The organism is Thalassovita aquimarina, assembly GCF_018219815.1.
Classification (GTDB): domain Bacteria; phylum Pseudomonadota; class Alphaproteobacteria; order Rhodobacterales; family Rhodobacteraceae; genus Thalassobius; species Thalassobius aquimarinus.
In genome coordinates this window covers 177,327-193,981 of record NZ_JADMKU010000004.1, presented here as the reverse complement: position 1 = coordinate 193,981, position 16,655 = coordinate 177,327, and the positions used below count along the sequence as shown (strand labels likewise).

General features: G+C 64.6%; 17 protein-coding genes. 11 read left to right on the top strand and 6 right to left on the bottom strand.

Annotated elements, in window-relative coordinates; genetic code table 11:
- Positions 1-162 precede the first annotated feature (162 nt).
- The 5 genes from IT775_RS06495 to IT775_RS06475 all read left to right on the top strand — a co-directional run bounded on the left by IT775_RS06495 (position 163) and on the right by IT775_RS06475 (position 7,069).
- Positions 163-948 carry a uracil-DNA glycosylase gene (locus tag IT775_RS06495; RefSeq protein ID WP_212700276.1) on the top strand — a complete coding sequence of 262 codons (786 nt, stop codon included), beginning with the start codon at positions 163-165 and terminating at the stop codon, positions 946-948.
- On the top strand, positions 948-1,568 hold the full coding sequence (locus IT775_RS06490; protein ID WP_212700375.1) for a LysE family translocator: 621 nt from the start codon (positions 948-950) through the stop codon (positions 1,566-1,568). Before IT775_RS06495 ends, IT775_RS06490 begins: the two co-directional genes overlap by 1 nt.
- Before the next feature lie 5 nt (positions 1,569-1,573).
- The gene (gene moaB / locus IT775_RS06485) at positions 1,574-2,116 is read left to right on the top strand and encodes a molybdenum cofactor biosynthesis protein B (RefSeq protein ID WP_212700275.1); all 543 of its coding nucleotides are present in this window, start codon (positions 1,574-1,576) and stop codon (positions 2,114-2,116) included.
- Positions 2,117-2,212: 96 nt separating this feature from the next.
- A complete protein-coding gene (locus IT775_RS06480; protein ID WP_212700274.1) occupies positions 2,213-3,670 on the top strand; it encodes an efflux RND transporter periplasmic adaptor subunit in 1,458 nt (485 codons plus the stop codon).
- Between the two features lie 3 nt (positions 3,671-3,673).
- Positions 3,674-7,069: an efflux RND transporter permease subunit gene (locus IT775_RS06475; protein WP_212700273.1), complete on the top strand. Its 3,396-nt coding sequence runs from the start codon at positions 3,674-3,676 to the stop codon at positions 7,067-7,069.
- A 10-nt stretch (positions 7,070-7,079) separates the two neighbouring features.
- Here the strand turns inward: IT775_RS06475 and IT775_RS06470 are convergent, their stop codons facing one another.
- A complete protein-coding gene (locus IT775_RS06470) occupies positions 7,080-7,889 on the bottom strand; it encodes a protein-disulfide reductase DsbD domain-containing protein (RefSeq protein WP_212700272.1) in 810 nt (269 codons plus the stop codon).
- An 83-nt stretch (positions 7,890-7,972) separates the two neighbouring features.
- Between IT775_RS06470 and IT775_RS06465 the strand changes: the two genes are divergently transcribed.
- Entirely contained in the window at positions 7,973-8,608 is a 636-nt protein-coding gene (locus IT775_RS06465; RefSeq protein ID WP_212700271.1) for a YqgE/AlgH family protein, read from the top strand.
- 167 nt (positions 8,609-8,775) lie between these two features.
- On the opposite strand, the gene IT775_RS06460 is transcribed toward IT775_RS06465, so the two are convergent.
- Positions 8,776-9,723, bottom strand: a complete 948-nt coding sequence (locus IT775_RS06460; protein ID WP_212700270.1) for an L-threonylcarbamoyladenylate synthase — start codon at positions 9,721-9,723, stop codon at positions 8,776-8,778.
- A gap of 120 nt (positions 9,724-9,843) precedes the next feature.
- On the opposite strand from IT775_RS06460, the gene IT775_RS06455 reads away from it, so the two are divergent.
- From IT775_RS06455 to IT775_RS06435, 5 genes are all read left to right on the top strand, one after another.
- A complete protein-coding gene (locus IT775_RS06455) occupies positions 9,844-11,538 on the top strand; it encodes an acyl-CoA dehydrogenase (protein WP_212700269.1) in 1,695 nt (564 codons plus the stop codon).
- Complete coding sequence (locus IT775_RS06450; RefSeq protein WP_212700268.1) at positions 11,535-12,590, top strand: MBL fold metallo-hydrolase; 1,056 nt, start codon at positions 11,535-11,537, stop codon at positions 12,588-12,590. Before IT775_RS06455 ends, IT775_RS06450 begins: the two co-directional genes overlap by 4 nt.
- Positions 12,583-13,035: a DUF6173 family protein gene (locus IT775_RS06445; protein WP_212700267.1), complete on the top strand. Its 453-nt coding sequence runs from the start codon at positions 12,583-12,585 to the stop codon at positions 13,033-13,035. Before IT775_RS06450 ends, IT775_RS06445 begins: the two co-directional genes overlap by 8 nt.
- A 93-nt stretch (positions 13,036-13,128) precedes the next feature.
- Positions 13,129-13,263, top strand: a complete 135-nt coding sequence (locus tag IT775_RS06440; protein WP_212700266.1) for an aa3-type cytochrome c oxidase subunit IV — start codon at positions 13,129-13,131, stop codon at positions 13,261-13,263.
- A 41-nt stretch (positions 13,264-13,304) separates the two neighbouring features.
- The gene (locus IT775_RS06435) at positions 13,305-13,937 is read left to right on the top strand and encodes a hypothetical protein (RefSeq protein WP_212700265.1); all 633 of its coding nucleotides are present in this window, start codon (positions 13,305-13,307) and stop codon (positions 13,935-13,937) included.
- A gap of 3 nt (positions 13,938-13,940) precedes the next feature.
- Here IT775_RS06435 and IT775_RS06430 read toward each other — a convergent pair whose 3' ends face one another.
- The 4 genes from IT775_RS06430 to greA all read right to left on the bottom strand — a co-directional run bounded on the left by IT775_RS06430 (position 13,941) and on the right by greA (position 16,602).
- Complete coding sequence (locus tag IT775_RS06430; protein ID WP_212700264.1) at positions 13,941-14,273, bottom strand: AzlD domain-containing protein; 333 nt, start codon at positions 14,271-14,273, stop codon at positions 13,941-13,943.
- Entirely contained in the window at positions 14,273-14,989 is a 717-nt protein-coding gene (locus IT775_RS06425; protein WP_212700263.1) for an AzlC family ABC transporter permease, read from the bottom strand. The genes IT775_RS06430 and IT775_RS06425 overlap by 1 nt, the downstream gene beginning before the upstream one ends.
- An 87-nt stretch (positions 14,990-15,076) precedes the next feature.
- Positions 15,077-16,099: a hypothetical protein gene (locus IT775_RS06420; protein ID WP_212700262.1), complete on the bottom strand. Its 1,023-nt coding sequence runs from the start codon at positions 16,097-16,099 to the stop codon at positions 15,077-15,079.
- Positions 16,100-16,131: 32 nt separating this feature from the next.
- Positions 16,132-16,602, bottom strand: coding sequence for a transcription elongation factor GreA (gene greA, locus IT775_RS06415; RefSeq protein WP_212700261.1), 471 nt, complete (start codon positions 16,600-16,602; stop codon positions 16,132-16,134).
- Positions 16,603-16,655 lie beyond the last annotated feature (53 nt).

The window sequence follows — 16,655 nt, the reverse complement described above, 5'->3', positions numbered from 1 at the left end:
CCCTCCATGCTGGCATTGCCCCGCTTATAAAAACCCCTCCTTCCCCTCGCAAGCCTTCGCGTTTCATCTTGGTGCAAATACCCCCGGCTGAATGCGCGGCAAGGCCGCGCAGAACGGCAGCGCCCCTTCCCCCCGCCGCCGCCAGGCGCTAGCTTGACCGGCATGGAATCGGCACTGGATTTTCACACCGCGAAGGCTCTGCTTGAATGGCAGATCGAACTTGGCGCGGACGAAGCGCTTTGTGAAGCGCCGGTGGACCGCTATGCGCTGGAGGCCGAGAAGCCGAAAGCGAAGCCAAAAGCGCAGGCCCCGCACCCGGCCGCCGTGAAACAGGCCGAGGTCGATCCGGTGTCCGAGGCGCGCGCAGCGGCCCGCAGCGTGCAGGACCTCAAAGCGTTGCGCGCGGCGATGGAAGCCTTCGACCATTGCGAGTTGAAGCGCGGCGCGCGACAGCTGGTGTTTTCCGACGGTAATCCGGCGGCGCGGGTGATGATCATCGGCGAAGCGCCGGGGCGGGACGAGGACCGCGAGGGCCGTCCCTTTGTCGGCCGCGCCGGGCAGCTGCTGGACCGGATGCTGGCCGCGATCGGGCTCGACCGGAAATCGGATCAGGCCGAAAGCGCCGTCTACATCACTAATGTGCTGCCGTGGCGACCGCCGCAGAACCGCGATCCGAAACCGGATGAAATCGCCATGTTGCTCCCGTTCCTGGAACGCCATGTGGCGCTGGCCAATCCCGATTTCCTGATCCTGATGGGCAATATCAGCTGCCAGGCCGCCCTGGGCAAACGCGGCATCACCCGGTTGCGCGGCCAATGGACGGAAGCCTTCGGCAAGCCGGCGATCCCGATGTTCCACCCCGCCTACCTGCTGCGCACCCCGCAGGCCAAGCGCGAAGCCTGGGCCGACCTGCTGGAAATCAAAGCCCGGCTGGAGCAGCCTTCATGATCGTCGATCCGCTGACTCTGCTGGCCTTCGTACCCGCCGCGTTGGCGCTGAACCTCACACCGGGGGCGGACATGATGTTCTGCCTCGGGCAGGGATTGAACTCGGGGCCGAAAGCGGCCGTTGCCGCCAGCGCCGGGATTTCCACGGGGGCTTTCCTGCATGGCGCCGCTGCCGGTCTCGGTCTCAGTGCGCTGATTGCGGCGCTGCCGTGGGCGTTCGATGCGATCCGCTGGCTGGGCGTCGCGTACCTGCTGTGGCTTGCTTTGCAGGCGCTGAAGACCGGCGCCCGCGCCACGGACGTCCCGGCCAAACGCGCCGCGCAGGCGTTTCGCGACGGGTTGCTGGTCAACCTGACCAATCCCAAGGTGATCCTCTTCGTTCTGGCCTTCGTGCCGCAATTCGTCGTTCCGGAAAAGGGGGACGTTCTGGCGCAGTTCCTGATCTTCGGCGCGGTGCTATCCTTGGGTGGCTTCGCCATCAATGCGATGGTGGGGCTGTTTGCCGGCGGCGTCGGCCGTCAATTGACCGGAAACCCGGTCTTTGCCCGCTGGCTGGGCCGGATTAGCGCCGGTATCTTCGCCGGGCTGGCGCTGCGCCTGGCGCTTCTGGAAAAAGGATAAGGCAGATGTCGCGTATCGACGAAAGCAAGGAATTCATCCCGGTCCGCATCGCGGTTCTGACCGTGTCGGATACGCGCGGTCTGGCCGAGGACCGCTCCGGCGACACGCTGGTCGGGCGGATCGAGGGCGCGGGCCATGTCGTCGCCGACCGCAAGATCGTGCAGGACGAGCGGGAACAGATCGCCGATCAACTGCGCGCGTGGATCGCCGACAAGGAGGTCGATGTCATCATTTCCACCGGCGGCACCGGTTTGACCGGGCGCGACGTGACGGTCGAGGCGCATCGCGACGTCTATGAAAAGGAAATCGAGGCCTTCGGCACCGTCTTCACCATCGTTTCGATGAAAAAGATCGGCACCAGCGCGGTGCAAAGCCGCGCCACCGGCGGGGTCGCGGGCGGCACCTACCTGTTCGCGCTGCCCGGCAGCACCGGGGCGTGCAAGGATGCCTGGGACGAAATCCTGCAATACCAACTGGATTACCGCCACCGGCCCTGCAATTTCGTCGAAATCTTTCCCCGGCTGGAAGAACATAAGCGACGGAAATAATATTCCCGGCGTATAATATGTGACTATTGGCTTCGCTTCGGGGCCGACTAGGTAGTGTCGGGACGGCCGGATACGGTCTTTTGCAAGGATCTGAACATGCGTTTTCTGCGTCAGAGCATGACGGGGCTTTTCCTGATGGCGGTCACTCTGGGCCTGATCCTTTTCGCCGGATCGCTGATCCGCGATGCGATCAATGACCGGATGTCGCGCGAAGCGAAAAAACCGCAGGTGCGTGAACGGGTCTTCACCGTGGCGGTTGTCGCGGCCACGCCGCAGACGGTGACGCCGGTGCTGCAGGTCTTCGGTCAGATCGAAAGCCGCAGGTCGCTGCAGATCCGGGCGGCGGTGCCGGGGACTGTGATCGAACTGGCCGACAATTTCGAAGAAGGCGGCGCGGTCGAGGCGGGGCAGGTTCTGGTCCGGATCGATCCGGCCGACGCGCAGGCCGCGCTGGCCCGGGCCGAGGCCAATCTGCTGGATGCACAAGCCGAAATCCGCGATGCCGAGCGTGGGCTGCAACTGGCGCAGGATGAACTGGACGCGGCCACCGAACAGGCCGGGTTGCGCCAGCGCGCGTTCGAACGGCAGAAGGATTTGGCGACCCGCGGCGTGGTCACCGAAACTGCGGTGGAAACCGCCGAACTGGCCGCCGCCTCGGCACGGCAATCGGTGGTCAGTCGCCGCCAGTCGCTGGCCCAGGCCGAGGCGCGGGTGGACAAGGCCGAAACCGCGCTGGCCCGGGCGCGGATCGCCCGAGACGAGGCGCAGCGGCAGCTGGACGATACCGAGGTGCGCGCCGAATTCTCCGGCACGCTCAGCGACGTATCGGCGGTGGCCGGCGGGTTGGTCGGCAGCAATGAAAAGCTGGCCGATCTGGTCGATGGCGACGCATTGGAGGTCGCCTTCCGCGTTTCGACCACGCAATATGCCCGGCTGCTGGACGCCGACGGGACGCTGCGCCCGGCGCCGGTCACCGTGACGTTGGATGTCAGTGGCATCGACTTGAGCACGACCGGCAAGATCAGCCGCGCCAGCGCGGCGGTAGGCGAAGGCCAGACCGGGCGTTTGATCTTTGCCTCGCTGGACAGCCCGCGCGGCATGAAACCGGGCGATTTCGTCACCGTCGAGGTCGAGGAACCCGAACTGGAACAGGTGGTGCGGCTGCCGTCGAAGGCCTTGGCCTCGGACGGTACGGTTCTGGTGCTGGGGGAAGGTGACCGGCTGGAAAAGCTGCCGGTGACGCTGCTGCGGCGGCAGGGCGACGATATTCTGGTGCGCGCGCCGGATCTGGCGGGGCGCCAGGTGGTGCGCGAACGCACGCCGCTTCTGGGCGCCGGGATCAAGGTGCGCCCGTTGCGCCCCGAGGCCGCGCGGCAGGTGCAAGACACCGAGATGGTCGCGCTGAGCGAGGAACGCCGCGCCCGACTGATGAGTTTCGTCAAGGATGACCGGCTCATGGCGGAAGAGGTGAAGACCCGGCTGCTGACCGCGCTGCAGTCGCCGCAGGTTCCGGCGCAGATGGTGCAGCAGCTGGAAACGCGGATGGGGGGCTGATCCATGGTGCGCGCGATCCCCGACGCGGCGGGCGGTATCCTGTCCTATTTCACCCGTCACCGCACGGTGGCCAACCTGCTGCTGATCGTGCTTCTGGTGCTGGGCATGTCGGCGGTGCCGCGGATGCGGGCGCAGTTCTTTCCCGACGTGATCGTCGACAACGTCAACGTTTCGGTCATCTGGGACGGGGCGGGGGCCGAGGATGTCGATGCCGCCATCGTGCAGGTGCTGGAACCGGCGTTGCTGACCGTCGAAGGGGTCGAAAGCAGCGAAAGCACCAGCCGCGAAGGCCGGGCCGGGATTTCGCTGGATTTCGAGCCGGGCTGGGACATGAGCCGCGCCGCCGACGATGTGCAGGCGGCGGTGGACGGCGTCACGACGCTGCCCGAGGATGCCGAGGACCCCAAGGTGACGCGCGGGGCCTGGCGCGACCGGGTCACCGACGTGGTGATCACCGGCCCGGTGGAACCGCGCCAGTTGGGGCTGTTCGCCGATGAATTCGTCACCCGGCTGTTCGCCGCGGGCGTGACCCGGACCACGATCCGCGGCGTCGCGGCATCGGAAACGGTGGTCGAGGTGCCCTCGGTCAACCTGATTTCGAACGACATCACCATCCAGCAGATCGCCGCCGCCATCGCCGGGGAAGTCGCCGCCGATCCGGCGGGGGATGTAACCGGCGCCAATGCCCGCGTCCGCACCGGCGTCGAAAAGCGCAGCCCGGAGCAGATCGAGGCGATCGTGCTGCGCTCGAACGAGGACGGGTCGTCCCTGACCGTGGGCGACGTTGCGAGGGTCGAACGGCTGGGCAGCGACCGCAGCCGCAGCTATTTCGTGGGCGAAAACCCCGCCGTATCGATCCGCATCGACCGGTCCGCCGCCGGCGATGCGATCAAGATCCAGCACCGGGTGGAAGAAATCGCCGAGACCCTGCAGGCGACCCTGCCCGAAGGCGTCAGCATCGACCTGATCCGCACCCGCGCCGAGGCGATCAGCGGCCGTCTGAACATCCTGATCGACAACGGGCTGATGGGGCTGGGGCTGGTGGTGGCGCTGCTGTTTCTGTTCCTCAACGCCCGCACCGCCTTCTGGGTCGCCGCCGGTATCCCGGTGTCGATGCTGGCGGCGATCGCGCTGATGTATGTGGGTGGGCTGACCATCAACATGATCAGCCTGTTCGCGCTGATCATCACGCTGGGCATCGTGGTGGATGACGCCATCGTGGTGGGCGAACATGCCGATGCCCGGTTGCGCCGGTTCGGCGAAGGCCCGGTGCGCGCGGCGGAAAACGCCGCCCGCAAGATGGCGATGCCGGTGTTTTCCGCCACCCTGACCACGATCATCGCCTTTTTCGGGCTGACCGCCATCGGCGGGCGCTTCGGCGACCTGATCGGCGACATTCCCTTCACCGTGATCGCGGTGCTGGCGGCGTCGCTGGTCGAATGCTTCCTGATCTTGCCCAATCACATGTCCCATGCCTTGGCGCACCAGCACCGCGATCACTGGTATGACTGGCCCTCGCGCATGGTCAATCGCGGTTTCCGCTGGGTGCGCGACAACCTGTTCCGGCATCTGATCCGGCTGGTGGTCTGGGCGCGGTATCCGGTTCTGGCGGCGACCGTTCTGATCCTGGCCAGCCAGATCGCGCTGTTCGCGCGCGGCGAAGTCAACTGGCGCTTCTTCAATGCCCCCGAACGCAGCTCGGTGACCGGCAATTTCGCCATGCTGCCCGGCGCCACGCGGGCGGATTCGCTGGCGATGATGCGCGAAATGCAGCGCGCGGTGGCAGAAACCGCGAAGCGATACGAAGACGAGTACGGCCGCAATCCCATCGATTACGTCGTGGCCGAGATCGGCGGCAATTCCGGCCGACCGCTGCCCGGCGCGGACAGCAAGGATCAAGACCTGCTGGGCGGCATCGCGATCGAACTGATCGACGCCGACCTGCGGCCCTATTCCAGCTTCGCCTTCGTCGCCGAATTGCAGGAAACCGTGCGGCAGCATCCTCTGACCGAAATCGTCAGCTTCCGCGGCTGGCGGTCGGGGCCGGGCGGCGATGCGCTGGACGTACAGTTCTACGGCGCCAGCGCCGATGTGCTGAAGCAGGCCAGCGAAAGCCTGAAGTCCGCGCTTAGCCGCTACCCGGAAGTGTCGGCGGTCGAAGACAACCTGTCCTATGACAAAGAAGAGCTGATCCTGGATCTGACGCCGCAGGGCCAGGCGCTCGGGTTTACCATCGACGGGCTGGGGCGGGTGCTGCGGCACCGGCTGAACGGGCTGGAGGCGGCGACCTACCCCGACGGGTCGCGCAGCGCCGCGATCCGGGTGGAACTGCCCGAAGGCGAACTGACCGCCGATTTCCTCGAACGGATGCAGCTGCGCACCGGCACGGGCGATTACGTGCCGCTGGCCGATATCGTGACCGTCACCTCGCGCAGCGGCTTTTCCACCGTGCGGCGCGAAAACGGCATCCGGCTGATTTCCGTCACCGGTGACATTTCCGAAGACGATCCCGCCCGCGCCGCCGAAATCGCGCAGGCGCTGGAAACCGAGATCCTGCCCGAAATCGCCAGCACCTTGCAGGTGGAATGGCGGCTGTCCGGTCTGTCGGAGCAGGAAGACACCTTCCTGTCCGAGGCGCGCACCGGGCTGATCCTGTGCCTGACCGGCATATACCTGGTGCTGGCCTGGGTCTTCGCCAGCTGGACCCGGCCGCTGGTGGTGATGGCGATCATTCCCTTCGGATTGGTCGGCACGATCTGGGGGCACTACATCTGGGGTGTGCCGCTGTCGATGTTCACTGTCGTGGGGCTGCTGGGGATGACCGGGATCATCATCAACGACTCCATCGTCCTGGTCACCACGATCGACGAATATGCCGAGGATCGCGGGCTGATCCCGTCGATCATCGACGGCGCCGCCGACCGCCTGCGCCCGGTCATGCTGACCACGATGACCACGGTTCTGGGGCTGGCGCCGCTGCTCTACGAAAGTTCGCAGCAGGCGCAGTTCCTGCGCCCGACGGTGATCACGCTGGTCTATGGGCTGGGTTTCGGCATGGTGCTGGTGCTGCTGGTGGTGCCGGCGCTGATCGCGGTCCAGCACGACGTCAAAAGACAGGTCATATCGCTGCGCCACGCGTTGCGCAGCCGTGGGTTGAACCTGCCGGTGATCGGGACGGGGGTGGCTTTGCTGGGCTGGCTCGAGATGACACTGGTCTGGCCGATCCTGAACGGTGCGCCGCACCCGGTGCTGGCCAAGGCATTGCCGGCGCTTGTCGGATCCGCACCTGTCGCCATGGGGCTGGGGCTGTTCCTGGCCGGGGCGGCGGTGCTGACGTTCGTTGTCTACACGGCATCGGCCATCGTGATCGGGATCAGGCTGCGCCGCGCGCGCGGTTGATCAGGGGGGATCAGGGGGCGGGGCAGCCCTGGATATCGACCGCTTTGCGGCTGCCCAACACTGTGATCCGGATGCCCGATCGGTCCAGCGCGAAGGCACCTCCCTCGACATGGATCATCTCGGTCCGGACACGCAGTATATTACCGTCGCGGCGGGTTTCGGCCTCGGCGATCCAGACCTCCGGGTCGCGGGTTTCGACTACCGCGTATTCATCGCCCCCGGTCGAGGGCAGCAGGAATTCCGCATTGAGCGCGAGGCCGTCGGGCGTCACCGACACGGTGCATTCGATCCGGCCCAGCCCGGCCTGGCGCCCGTCCACGGGCTGATCTGCCAGCGCCGCGCTGAGCAGCGGATCGGCAAAACCGGGTCCGGCTGGCAACGCCGCGTCGAAAGACAGTTCCGCCGGCACGCAGACGTCCTTGCAGATCCCGATCTGCATCTGGCCGCTCAGCGCGATCGGCGCGCCAGCATCCCGCGGGGTCAGGATCACCGGCAATATCACTTCGTCCAGATACCCGACCGAACGCATGCCGTTTTGCGAAAACACATGCGGGGTGGGCCATGCCGGCGCCATCGCGTGCAGGTTGCTTGATCCGCTCAGGTCGATCAGCGGCGGAATGCCGGCATCGCCGGGCGCGCGCCAATAGGTCTTCCAGCCCGGCTGCAGCTTGATATGCAGCCCCACCACGCGGTTGCCATCGGCCTGTTCCCAGCCGGGCAGCACTTCGATCTGCGCCATTTCTGACGGTGAGGCGGCTGCGAACGAGGGCAGCGACAGGGCAAGGGCCGCGATGAGGCTAGGGAGCAGATGTCTGATCATGCAATTCAAATGGGATAAAAAACGGATTTTGCCAACTCACTTTCCGGCGAGGACCGCGTGCGCGGACGGCTGCGCGCGCGGCAATGTCGGTTTTTATCGTTCAAGTGCTGGACCATGTCCCGGCCAAAACCTATCTTTTGAATAACAGCAGTGCGGAACATGACATGAATTTGACAGGACAGTTATTGATTGCGATGCCGGGGATGGGCGATCCGCGCTTCGACCATTCGGTGGTTCTGGTCTGCGCCCATTCCGACGAAGGGGCGATGGGGCTGATCGTGAACAAGCCGACCGAGGAGGTCGGGCTGAAGGATATGCTGGAACAGTTGGCGATCGATACCGGCCCGCAAACGCCCGAGATCGGGGTGCATTTCGGCGGCCCGGTCGAAACCGGCCGTGGTTTCGTGCTGCACAGCCTGGACTACATTTCTTCGCTCAACACGCTGCGGGTCGACCCCGATCTTGGCTTGACCGCCACGCTCGACGTGCTGGAAGAACTCGCCAAGGGCAAAGGTCCGCAGAAGGTGCTGCTGGCCCTGGGCTATGCCGGATGGGGCCCGGGACAGCTGGAAAGCGAGATCGGGCAGAATGGCTGGCTGACCTGTCCGGCGGGCATAGAGCTGATCTTCGACGCCGCGGACGAAGCGAAATGGGAAGCGGCACTGCAAAGCATCGGTGTCGATTCGCTGCTGCTTTCGGCCGATGCCGGGCGGGCTTGAACCTGCGGTGACCTTTTTGCGTGGGGCCAGGGCGCGCGCTTGATATCTCGCGAAATGCCAGTGCTCGATGCGCTCGATCCGCCCCCGGCGGGCGTGTCTTCACCGGGAAGAACCGCTGTTCTTCTTCTTTTCCCAAATATCCCGGGGGTTTGGGGGCTGGCCCCCAATCAGCGCGGCGCGGCGGCGCGGCGCAAGCGGTCGTTGATGGCGCGGCCCAGCCCGGTTTCCGGGATCGGGGCGACGGCAATGCCCTCGGGCCCCATCGCGTCCAGCGCGTGCAGGTGGTGGAACAGGTTGGCCGCCGCCTCGGTCAGGTCGCCGCTTTCCGACAGGTTCAGCGTCGACTGCATCGGGCCGAAGCCCAGCAGCGCCTCGCCCGGTTCGGCGTGATCGGCGTTCAGCCGGACCTTCGCGCCCGGCGCGTAATGCGATGTCATCTGTCCCGGCGCGACCAGCGGGTCGCCCGCGCCGTGAACGGCCAGCGGCTGGCCCAGAACCTTTTCGATCTCCTCGGCCGCGACGCCGCCGGGGCGCAGCAATGTCGGTTCTCCGGTCAGCCCGACGATGGTCGATTCCACCCCGACCGGGCAGGCGCCGCCGTCGAGCACCGCTTCGATCCGGCCCGACAGCCCGTCCAGCACGTGGCGCGGTTCAGTCGGGCTGATCCGGCCCGAGGGGTTCGCCGAGGGCGCTGCCACCGGGCCGCCGAATTCCTGCAACAGCGCATGGGCCAGCGGGTGCGCCGGCACCCGCACCGCCAGGCTGGGCAGTTCGGCGGTGACCAGCGGCGACAGCCCGTTATCGGGCCGCAGCGGCAGGACCAGGGTCAGCGGCCCGGGCCAGAACGCATCGGCCAGTTTCTGCGCCGAAGCGGACCATTCGACGTAATCGCGCGCCGCGGCCGCATCGGCGAGGTGCACGATCAGCGGATTGAAGCGGGGGCGCCCCTTGGCTTCGAAGATTCGCGCCACGGCGAGGTCGTTGCGCGCGTCGGCTGCCAGCCCGTAAACCGTCTCGGTGGGTATCGCGACCAGCCCTCCTGCGGAAAGTATTTCTGCTGCGCGGGATAATCCGGCGATATCATCGCCAAGCGTTTCGGTTCGGGCTGTGATCATGGCCAATGACGCGGCGTTCCAATTGTGATGGGCGTGCGGTTCACTAGTTTGCACGGGAAAGATCAATTGCATACTCGCGACAAGAAAAGAAGCCAAGCCAGTTGGCTGGAGGAGAAGAACATGACCTACCGCGCGCAAGTTGAAGATATCCGTTTCGTCTTTGACAACGTTGCCGGCTTCGGCCAGCTGCGGGACACCGAAAAGTATGCCGAGACCGGCGAGGACCTGACCGATGCGGTGCTCGAAGGCATGGGCAAGCTGTGCGAAGAGGTGATCTATCCGACGCAGCGCGATGGCGACCTGAACCCGGCGGTTCTGGAAAACGGCGTGGTCCGGACCTCGCCCGGTTTCAAGGAAGCCTTCGCGGCAATCGCCGAGGGCGGCTGGGTCGCGGTGTCGGGGCCGGAAGAGTATGGCGGCATGGGGCTGCCGCTCGCCCTGACCACCGCCTTCAACGAGATGATGACCTCGTCGAACATGGCGCTCGGTCTTTGCCCGCTGCTGACCCAGGGCCAGTGCGAAGCGCTGGAGCATCACGCCAGCGACGAGATCAAGGCGCTTTACCTGCCCAAGCTGATCAGCGGTGAATGGACCGGCACGATGAACCTGACCGAACCGCAGGCCGGGTCGGATGTCGGCGCGCTGAAATCCAAGGCGGTCCCGAATGGCGACGGCACCTATGCGATCACCGGTCAGAAGATCTTCATTACCTGGGGCGATCACGATTTCGGCGGCAACGTCTGCCACCTGGTGCTGGCGCGCCTGCCCGACGGGGTGGCGGGGACCAAGGGGATCAGCCTGTTCATGGTGCCGAAATACATCCCCGACGCCGATGGCAATCCGGGCGTGGCCAACGATCTGAAGGTGGTCAGCCTGGAACACAAGATGGGTATCCATGGCAGCCCGACCGCGGTGATGCAGTTCGACGGCGCCAAGGGTTGGCTGGTGGGCGAACCGCACAAGGGCATGGCGGCGATGTTCACGATGATGAACAATGCCCGCCTGGGGGTTGGCGCGCAGGGCGTCGGCGCCGCCGAGGGCGCGTATCAGAAGGCGCTGGAATATGCCAAGGAGCGGCAGCAGTTCGGCCCCATCGTCAACCATGCCGACGTGCGCCGGATGCTGCTGTCGATGAGGGCCGATACCTTCGCGGCGCGTTCCATCGTGATGTCTTGCGCGGTGGCGCTGGACATGGCCGCGGCGACCGGGGCGGAAAACTGGAAGGCGCGCGCCGCGCTGCTGACGCCGATCGCCAAGGCCTTTGCCACCGATGTCGGCATCGACGTTGCCGAACAGGGCGTGCAGGTGCATGGCGGCATGGGCTTCATCGAGGAAACCGGCGCCGCGCAGTTCAGCCGCGACGTGCGCATCACCGCGATCTACGAGGGTACCAACGGCATTCAGGCGATGGACCTGGTGGGCCGCAAGATGATGGATGGCGGCGAGGCCGCCAACGAGCTGATCGACGAGATCGAGGCGCATGCCGAAACCGCCCGCGCCGCGATGCCGGAACTGGCCGAACCGGTCTGGCAGGCCTGCGAAAGCCTGCGCGAGGCGGTCGAATGGCTGGTGAGCCAGACCGACATGAATACCCGTTTCGCCGGCTCTGTTCCCTTCACCCGCGCCTTTGCCCGGGTTCTGGGCGGCCATTGCCATCTGAAGGCCGCGATGGCCGAAGGTGGCGAAGGCGCACGGTCGAAACTGGCGCGGTTCTATATCCGGCGCCTGCTGCCAGAGCATGAATCGCTGCTGGTGTATGCGATGGCCGGGGCGGACGATCTGTACAGCTTCAGCCTGGACGAGATGGGGGCATGAGCCTCGATACCGCCGGCATACGCTACCCCTGGGCCGAAGCGCCGGAAAACGGCACCGCGATCGAAGTCGCCGAAGGCATCCTGTGGATCAGGATGCCTTTGCCTATGGCGCTGGACCACGTGAACATCTACGCGATCGACGAAGGCGACAGCTGGACGCTGATCGACAGCGGGGTCCATTCGAAGAAATCGGTGGCGATGTGGGAAACGCTGCTGGCGGGCGCCTTGGGCGGCAAACCGGTGGGGCGAGTGATCCTGACCCACCACCATCCCGATCACGTCGGCATGGCCGGGTGGTTCAAGGCGCGGTTCGGTGCGGAAATCGCCACCACCCGCACGGCGTTCCTGATGACGCGGATGCTGATTCTTGATGAGCAGGCCGAACCGACGGCGGAAGCGGTCGATTTCTGGATCGGCGCCGGCATGGCGCCCGAGGTTCTGGAAAAGCGCCGGGCGGAACGACCGTTCAACTTCACCGATATCTGCCATCCGCTGCCGGTGGGGTTCACCCGCATCCAGCAGGGGGACGTGATCCGCGCCGGTGGCCGCGACTGGGACATCCATATCGGCCATGGCCACGCGCCCGAGCACCTGACGATGTGGAGCCGCGACGACAACCTTGTCCTGTCGGGTGATCAGATCCTGCCCTCGATCAGTCCGAACATCGGCGTCCATCCGACCGAACCCGAGGCCGATCCCCTGGGCGAATGGATGGAAAGCTGCGAACGGATGCAGACGCTGGCGCGTGAGGATCACCTGGTGCTGGGCGGGCACAAGCTGCCTTTCACCGGCTTGCCGACGCGGATGCGGCAGTTGATCGACAATCATCACGGCGCGCTGCGGCGGTTGCGCAAGCACCTGCAGGAACCGCGCACCGCTGCGGACTGTTTTCCGCCGCTGTTCAAACGCAAGATCGATGGTGGTACCTATGGTCTGGCCCTGGTCGAAGCGGTCGCGCATCTGAACCACATGCACCAGACCGGCGAGATCCGCCGCGAAAGACGCGGCGACGGGGCCTGGTTGTGGCAGGTGAAGGAGCGGGACGATGGATGACAAGATCGCGACCTCGGCCGAGGTCTATGAAATGGACGCCCTGCCGCGACGTCATGAGGTCCACGCCGATCCCGAAGCGCCGTGCAATACCGAGGTTCCGGTCACCGTCACCGAAACCCCACTGCGCGAAAAGAGCCCGGCGCAATGGGCCTATGAGCGGCTGATCCTCTATATCCAGAATTTCGAACAGACGCTGGACGCCGAACACGAGGTCGCGATGGGATTCGCCGGCGGCGATGCCGGGGTGATCCGGATCGAAGGGCTGGGATATTTCGATCCGGATATCGTCACCTTTTACGGCAGTGACGGGGCGGGTACGAAAACGCAACTGATCCAGCATGTCAGCCAGCTGAGCGTGATTCTGCGGGCGCTGCCGAAGGAACCCGAACAGGTCGAAGCGAAGCGGATCGGTTTCCGGCTGGCCGCCGATCTGGAAAAAAGCTGACGAACCTGTGCCTGCGGCGGTTTTGCCGTGGTGACAGGTTGCGAAAAATCCGCTAATCAATCCCGGAACAGCGACTTTTAAGGAATATGAGAAATGGCTGAACACAAGCATGGCGAAATGGACATTTCGGTTCAGGAAGCAACCTTCGCGGGTTTCGTGAGCTTCACCAAGTGGGCCGTGATTGCCATCATCGCCATCCTGATCTTCATGGCGCTGGTCAACAGCTGACCTCCGGTCACCAGGGCCGGGCTTTATGAGCGGGGTGTATCATGCGTGGGCTTTTACTGGCGATTTGTGCCCTGACCGTCACGGCAGGCTGTACCGTCAAGCACGACCCGCCATTCCCCGACGATGTGATTGCCCGGTCCGTTTACAAACATGACGGCCCGCCCGCGCTGACGCTATACACCATGGTCAGCAACTCGAACGGGTCAGGCGCGCACAGCTCGCTGATGATCAACGGCAGCCAGCGGGTGATTTTTGATCCGGCTGGTTCGTTCCGCAAGCATGGAATCGTGACCCGGAACGACGTGGTCTATAACGTCACGCCGGGACTGGAAGACATTTATACCCGTTTCCATGCCCGCAAGACGTATCACGTCGTGGTGCAGCGCATGGAAGTGCCGGCCGAAACTGCCGAGAAGGCGCTGAACCTAGCGCTGAATTACGGCGAAGTGCCCGACGCGATGTGTGCGCAAAGTACCTCTTCGATCCTGGCGCAACTGCCCGGGCTGAACATCAAGCAGACCTGGTATCCCAACAAGCTGTCCGCTCAGTTCGGCGAAGTTCCGAGGGTCAGCACCAAGCAGCTTTACGAATATGATGACGCGGACCGTTTCAAGGCGCTGGAAGCCTACGATCCCGAACGGGTGCGCCGGCTGAATTCGGACAAATCATCGTAAGACCTATCCCAGCAGGTAAAGAAGGCCGTACAGGCTGGCAGCGCCGCCGATGATGGCGGCCAGAACGTTCCTGGTGAAGTATCCCACCGACAGCGTGGCCAGAGCGGCGATGACGCGGGGCGCGTCGAACTGGCCTCCGGTGCCCGTGGGCCAGATGACCAAAGGGGTGACCAGCGCGGGCAGGACCGCCACCGCGGTATAGCGCAAGTGGCGCAGAAGCCAGGGCGGTAACGGCCGGTCTCCGATCATCCCGGTGAAGACGAAGCGCAACCCGAAACTGCCTAGCCCCAAGAGGATGATCACGGTCCAGAGCGTGGTCTTGTCGATCCCGTCCATCATGCCGCCCCTTTTTTGCGTTCGGTCCACAATTCGACCTGAGCCCCGGTGATCATCGCGCCAAGCCCGGCCACCAGAACGCCCAGGTTATAGGGCAGGAAGCTGAACAGCAGCGACAGAACCACAGCGGCCAGCGCGGCAGCCTGGTGCGCCCGGGTTCTCAGCGACGGGGCGATGATCGCGATGAAGGTGATCGGGATGGCGAAATCCAGCGCCAGTTCGGACGGTATCGCGGTGCCGATCAGGGCGCCGACCAAGGTGGATACGTACCACATCGGACAGACCGGAGTGACCGTCCCCATGAAGTAGGTGACCTTCTGCGACAGGGTCCAGTCGGGATTGTTTTCATAGGCGACGATCGAACAGGCATAGCTTTGATCGACTGTGAAATAGGCGATGAGGGCCCGTTTCCACAGCGGCGCCGCGCCGATATGCGGGGTCAGCGAAGCCGAATACATCGCCATGCGCAGGTTCACCGCCAAGGCCGAGGCCAGCACGATCAGCGTGGGTGCGTTTTCCGTCATCAGTTGCAGCGCGGTGAACTGCGCCGCGCCGGCGATCACCACGACCGAGAATGTCAGCGTTTCGAACAGGTTCAGCCCGGCCTCGGTCGCGACCACGCCGAACAGAAGCCCGAACGGGGTGATGACGAACAGGAAAGGCAATCCTTCACGGAAACCTTGCCAATAGGTGGAGCGGTAAGAACTGGCGGGCATGGGCGGAAACAGTCGTTATCTGAAAAGCATGTCAGCCGTAGCGGTGAATGGCGGGGGATGCAATCGGATGCACCCGGGTTTCTCGGCTCAATCGAAAATTCCCGCCACCCGGCCCAGCAGCATGAAGGCGCGCGCGGTGCGCGTTTCCGACAATTCGGAGATTTCGCTATCCGAAGCTGTCTGTTCGAATTCCTGGAACATCTTGTCGAAGCGGCGCAGGAAATGATGCGCCGCATCGCGGAAGATCGGGTCCTGCTTCATCCGCCCGGCGGTCAGCGCCAGCGAAGACCGGTCGTGGATGCCGCCGATCTTGGCGATGGCGCGGCCGCGCTCACCGGCGGCAAAGCGACGCCAGATATCCGGCCGGGTCAGGTCGGGGCGCAGATCGTCCATGTAGATGCCGTCCTGGCTGAGCAGGGTCAGGATATCCTGGCTGGCCTGGATCAGCTGTGCCGCCTGTCGGTCCTTCAATGCCTTGCGCAGGGCGACGAAGCCTGCTTCATCTTCGGCGGTTTCGGGAAAATTCATCGCCCGAAGGAAATCCGAACGCGCCAGCGGCGGGCCGATTTCCTCGGCCGGGGTGCCCAGCGGCAACGGCGCCTGGTCCCGGGCATTTTCGGCTTCGGCTTTCTGTACCATCGGCCTTATCGTGCCGGTGCCGTGGTCGCGCTTGCTGGAAAAGGTGGCCAGCGCGGTTTCGGTTTTCCGTTGCGCGTCGGCGATTTCCTCCAGCTTGCGGGTGACCGAGGGTTCATTGGCAAGATCGCGGCCCTGCGCCTGTGCCACATAGGCCTGCCGGATAGCATCGATTGCTGCCTGCAGGCGGGCGCTTTCTTCCCGCATGATCCGGCTGGACCGGGCCGCGGTCGCCGCGACCCACACCATCGCCACCGGCATGAAAAGCACCAGTATCGTCATCAAGAACCGCAGGTGGTCGGGGCCATCGGCCCCGGCCGGGGTTTCCAGCGTCATGAAGAACCAGCCCGCCACCAAAAGCCAGGCAAGGCTGAACACAATCGCGATGATTTCGATCATCGTGACCTTCGCCCGGCTGGGCTGGTCATAAATGCCCAACGCGGTGGTCGGGCGACGGTTCTGCCTTTCAGCCATGGTGAACGCTCATGACGGCCTGGGAAATGGGTTCAGATATATTCGATCTTCAAGACTTCATAGGACCGTTCCCCGCCGGGGGTGCGGACTTCGACGCTGTCGCCTTCTTCCTTGCCGATCAACGCGCGCGCGATGGGCGACTTGATGTTCAGCAGACCCTTTTCGATATTGGCCTCGTATTCGCCGACGATCTGCCAGACTTTTTCTTCGTCGGTGTCTTCGTCGACAAGGGTCACGGTGGCACCGAACTTGATGGCGCCGTTCAGCGAGGCCGGATTGATCACGTCGGACAGCGAAATCACCCCTTCGAGTTCCTTGATCCGGCCCTCGATGAAGCTCTGTTTTTCGCGGGCGGAATGGTATTCCGCGTTTTCCGAAAGGTCGCCCAGTTCACGTGCTTCCGCGATCGCCTGGATGATTGCCGGACGTTCCACCGACTTCAGGTGCTTCAGTTCGGTTTCCAGCGCGGCAAACCCGGTTTTGGTCATCGGTATCTTTTCCATGGGCCTCTTTCCATGACAGAACGGCGGGCACGGAGCGCCCGCCGCTTTGGGTT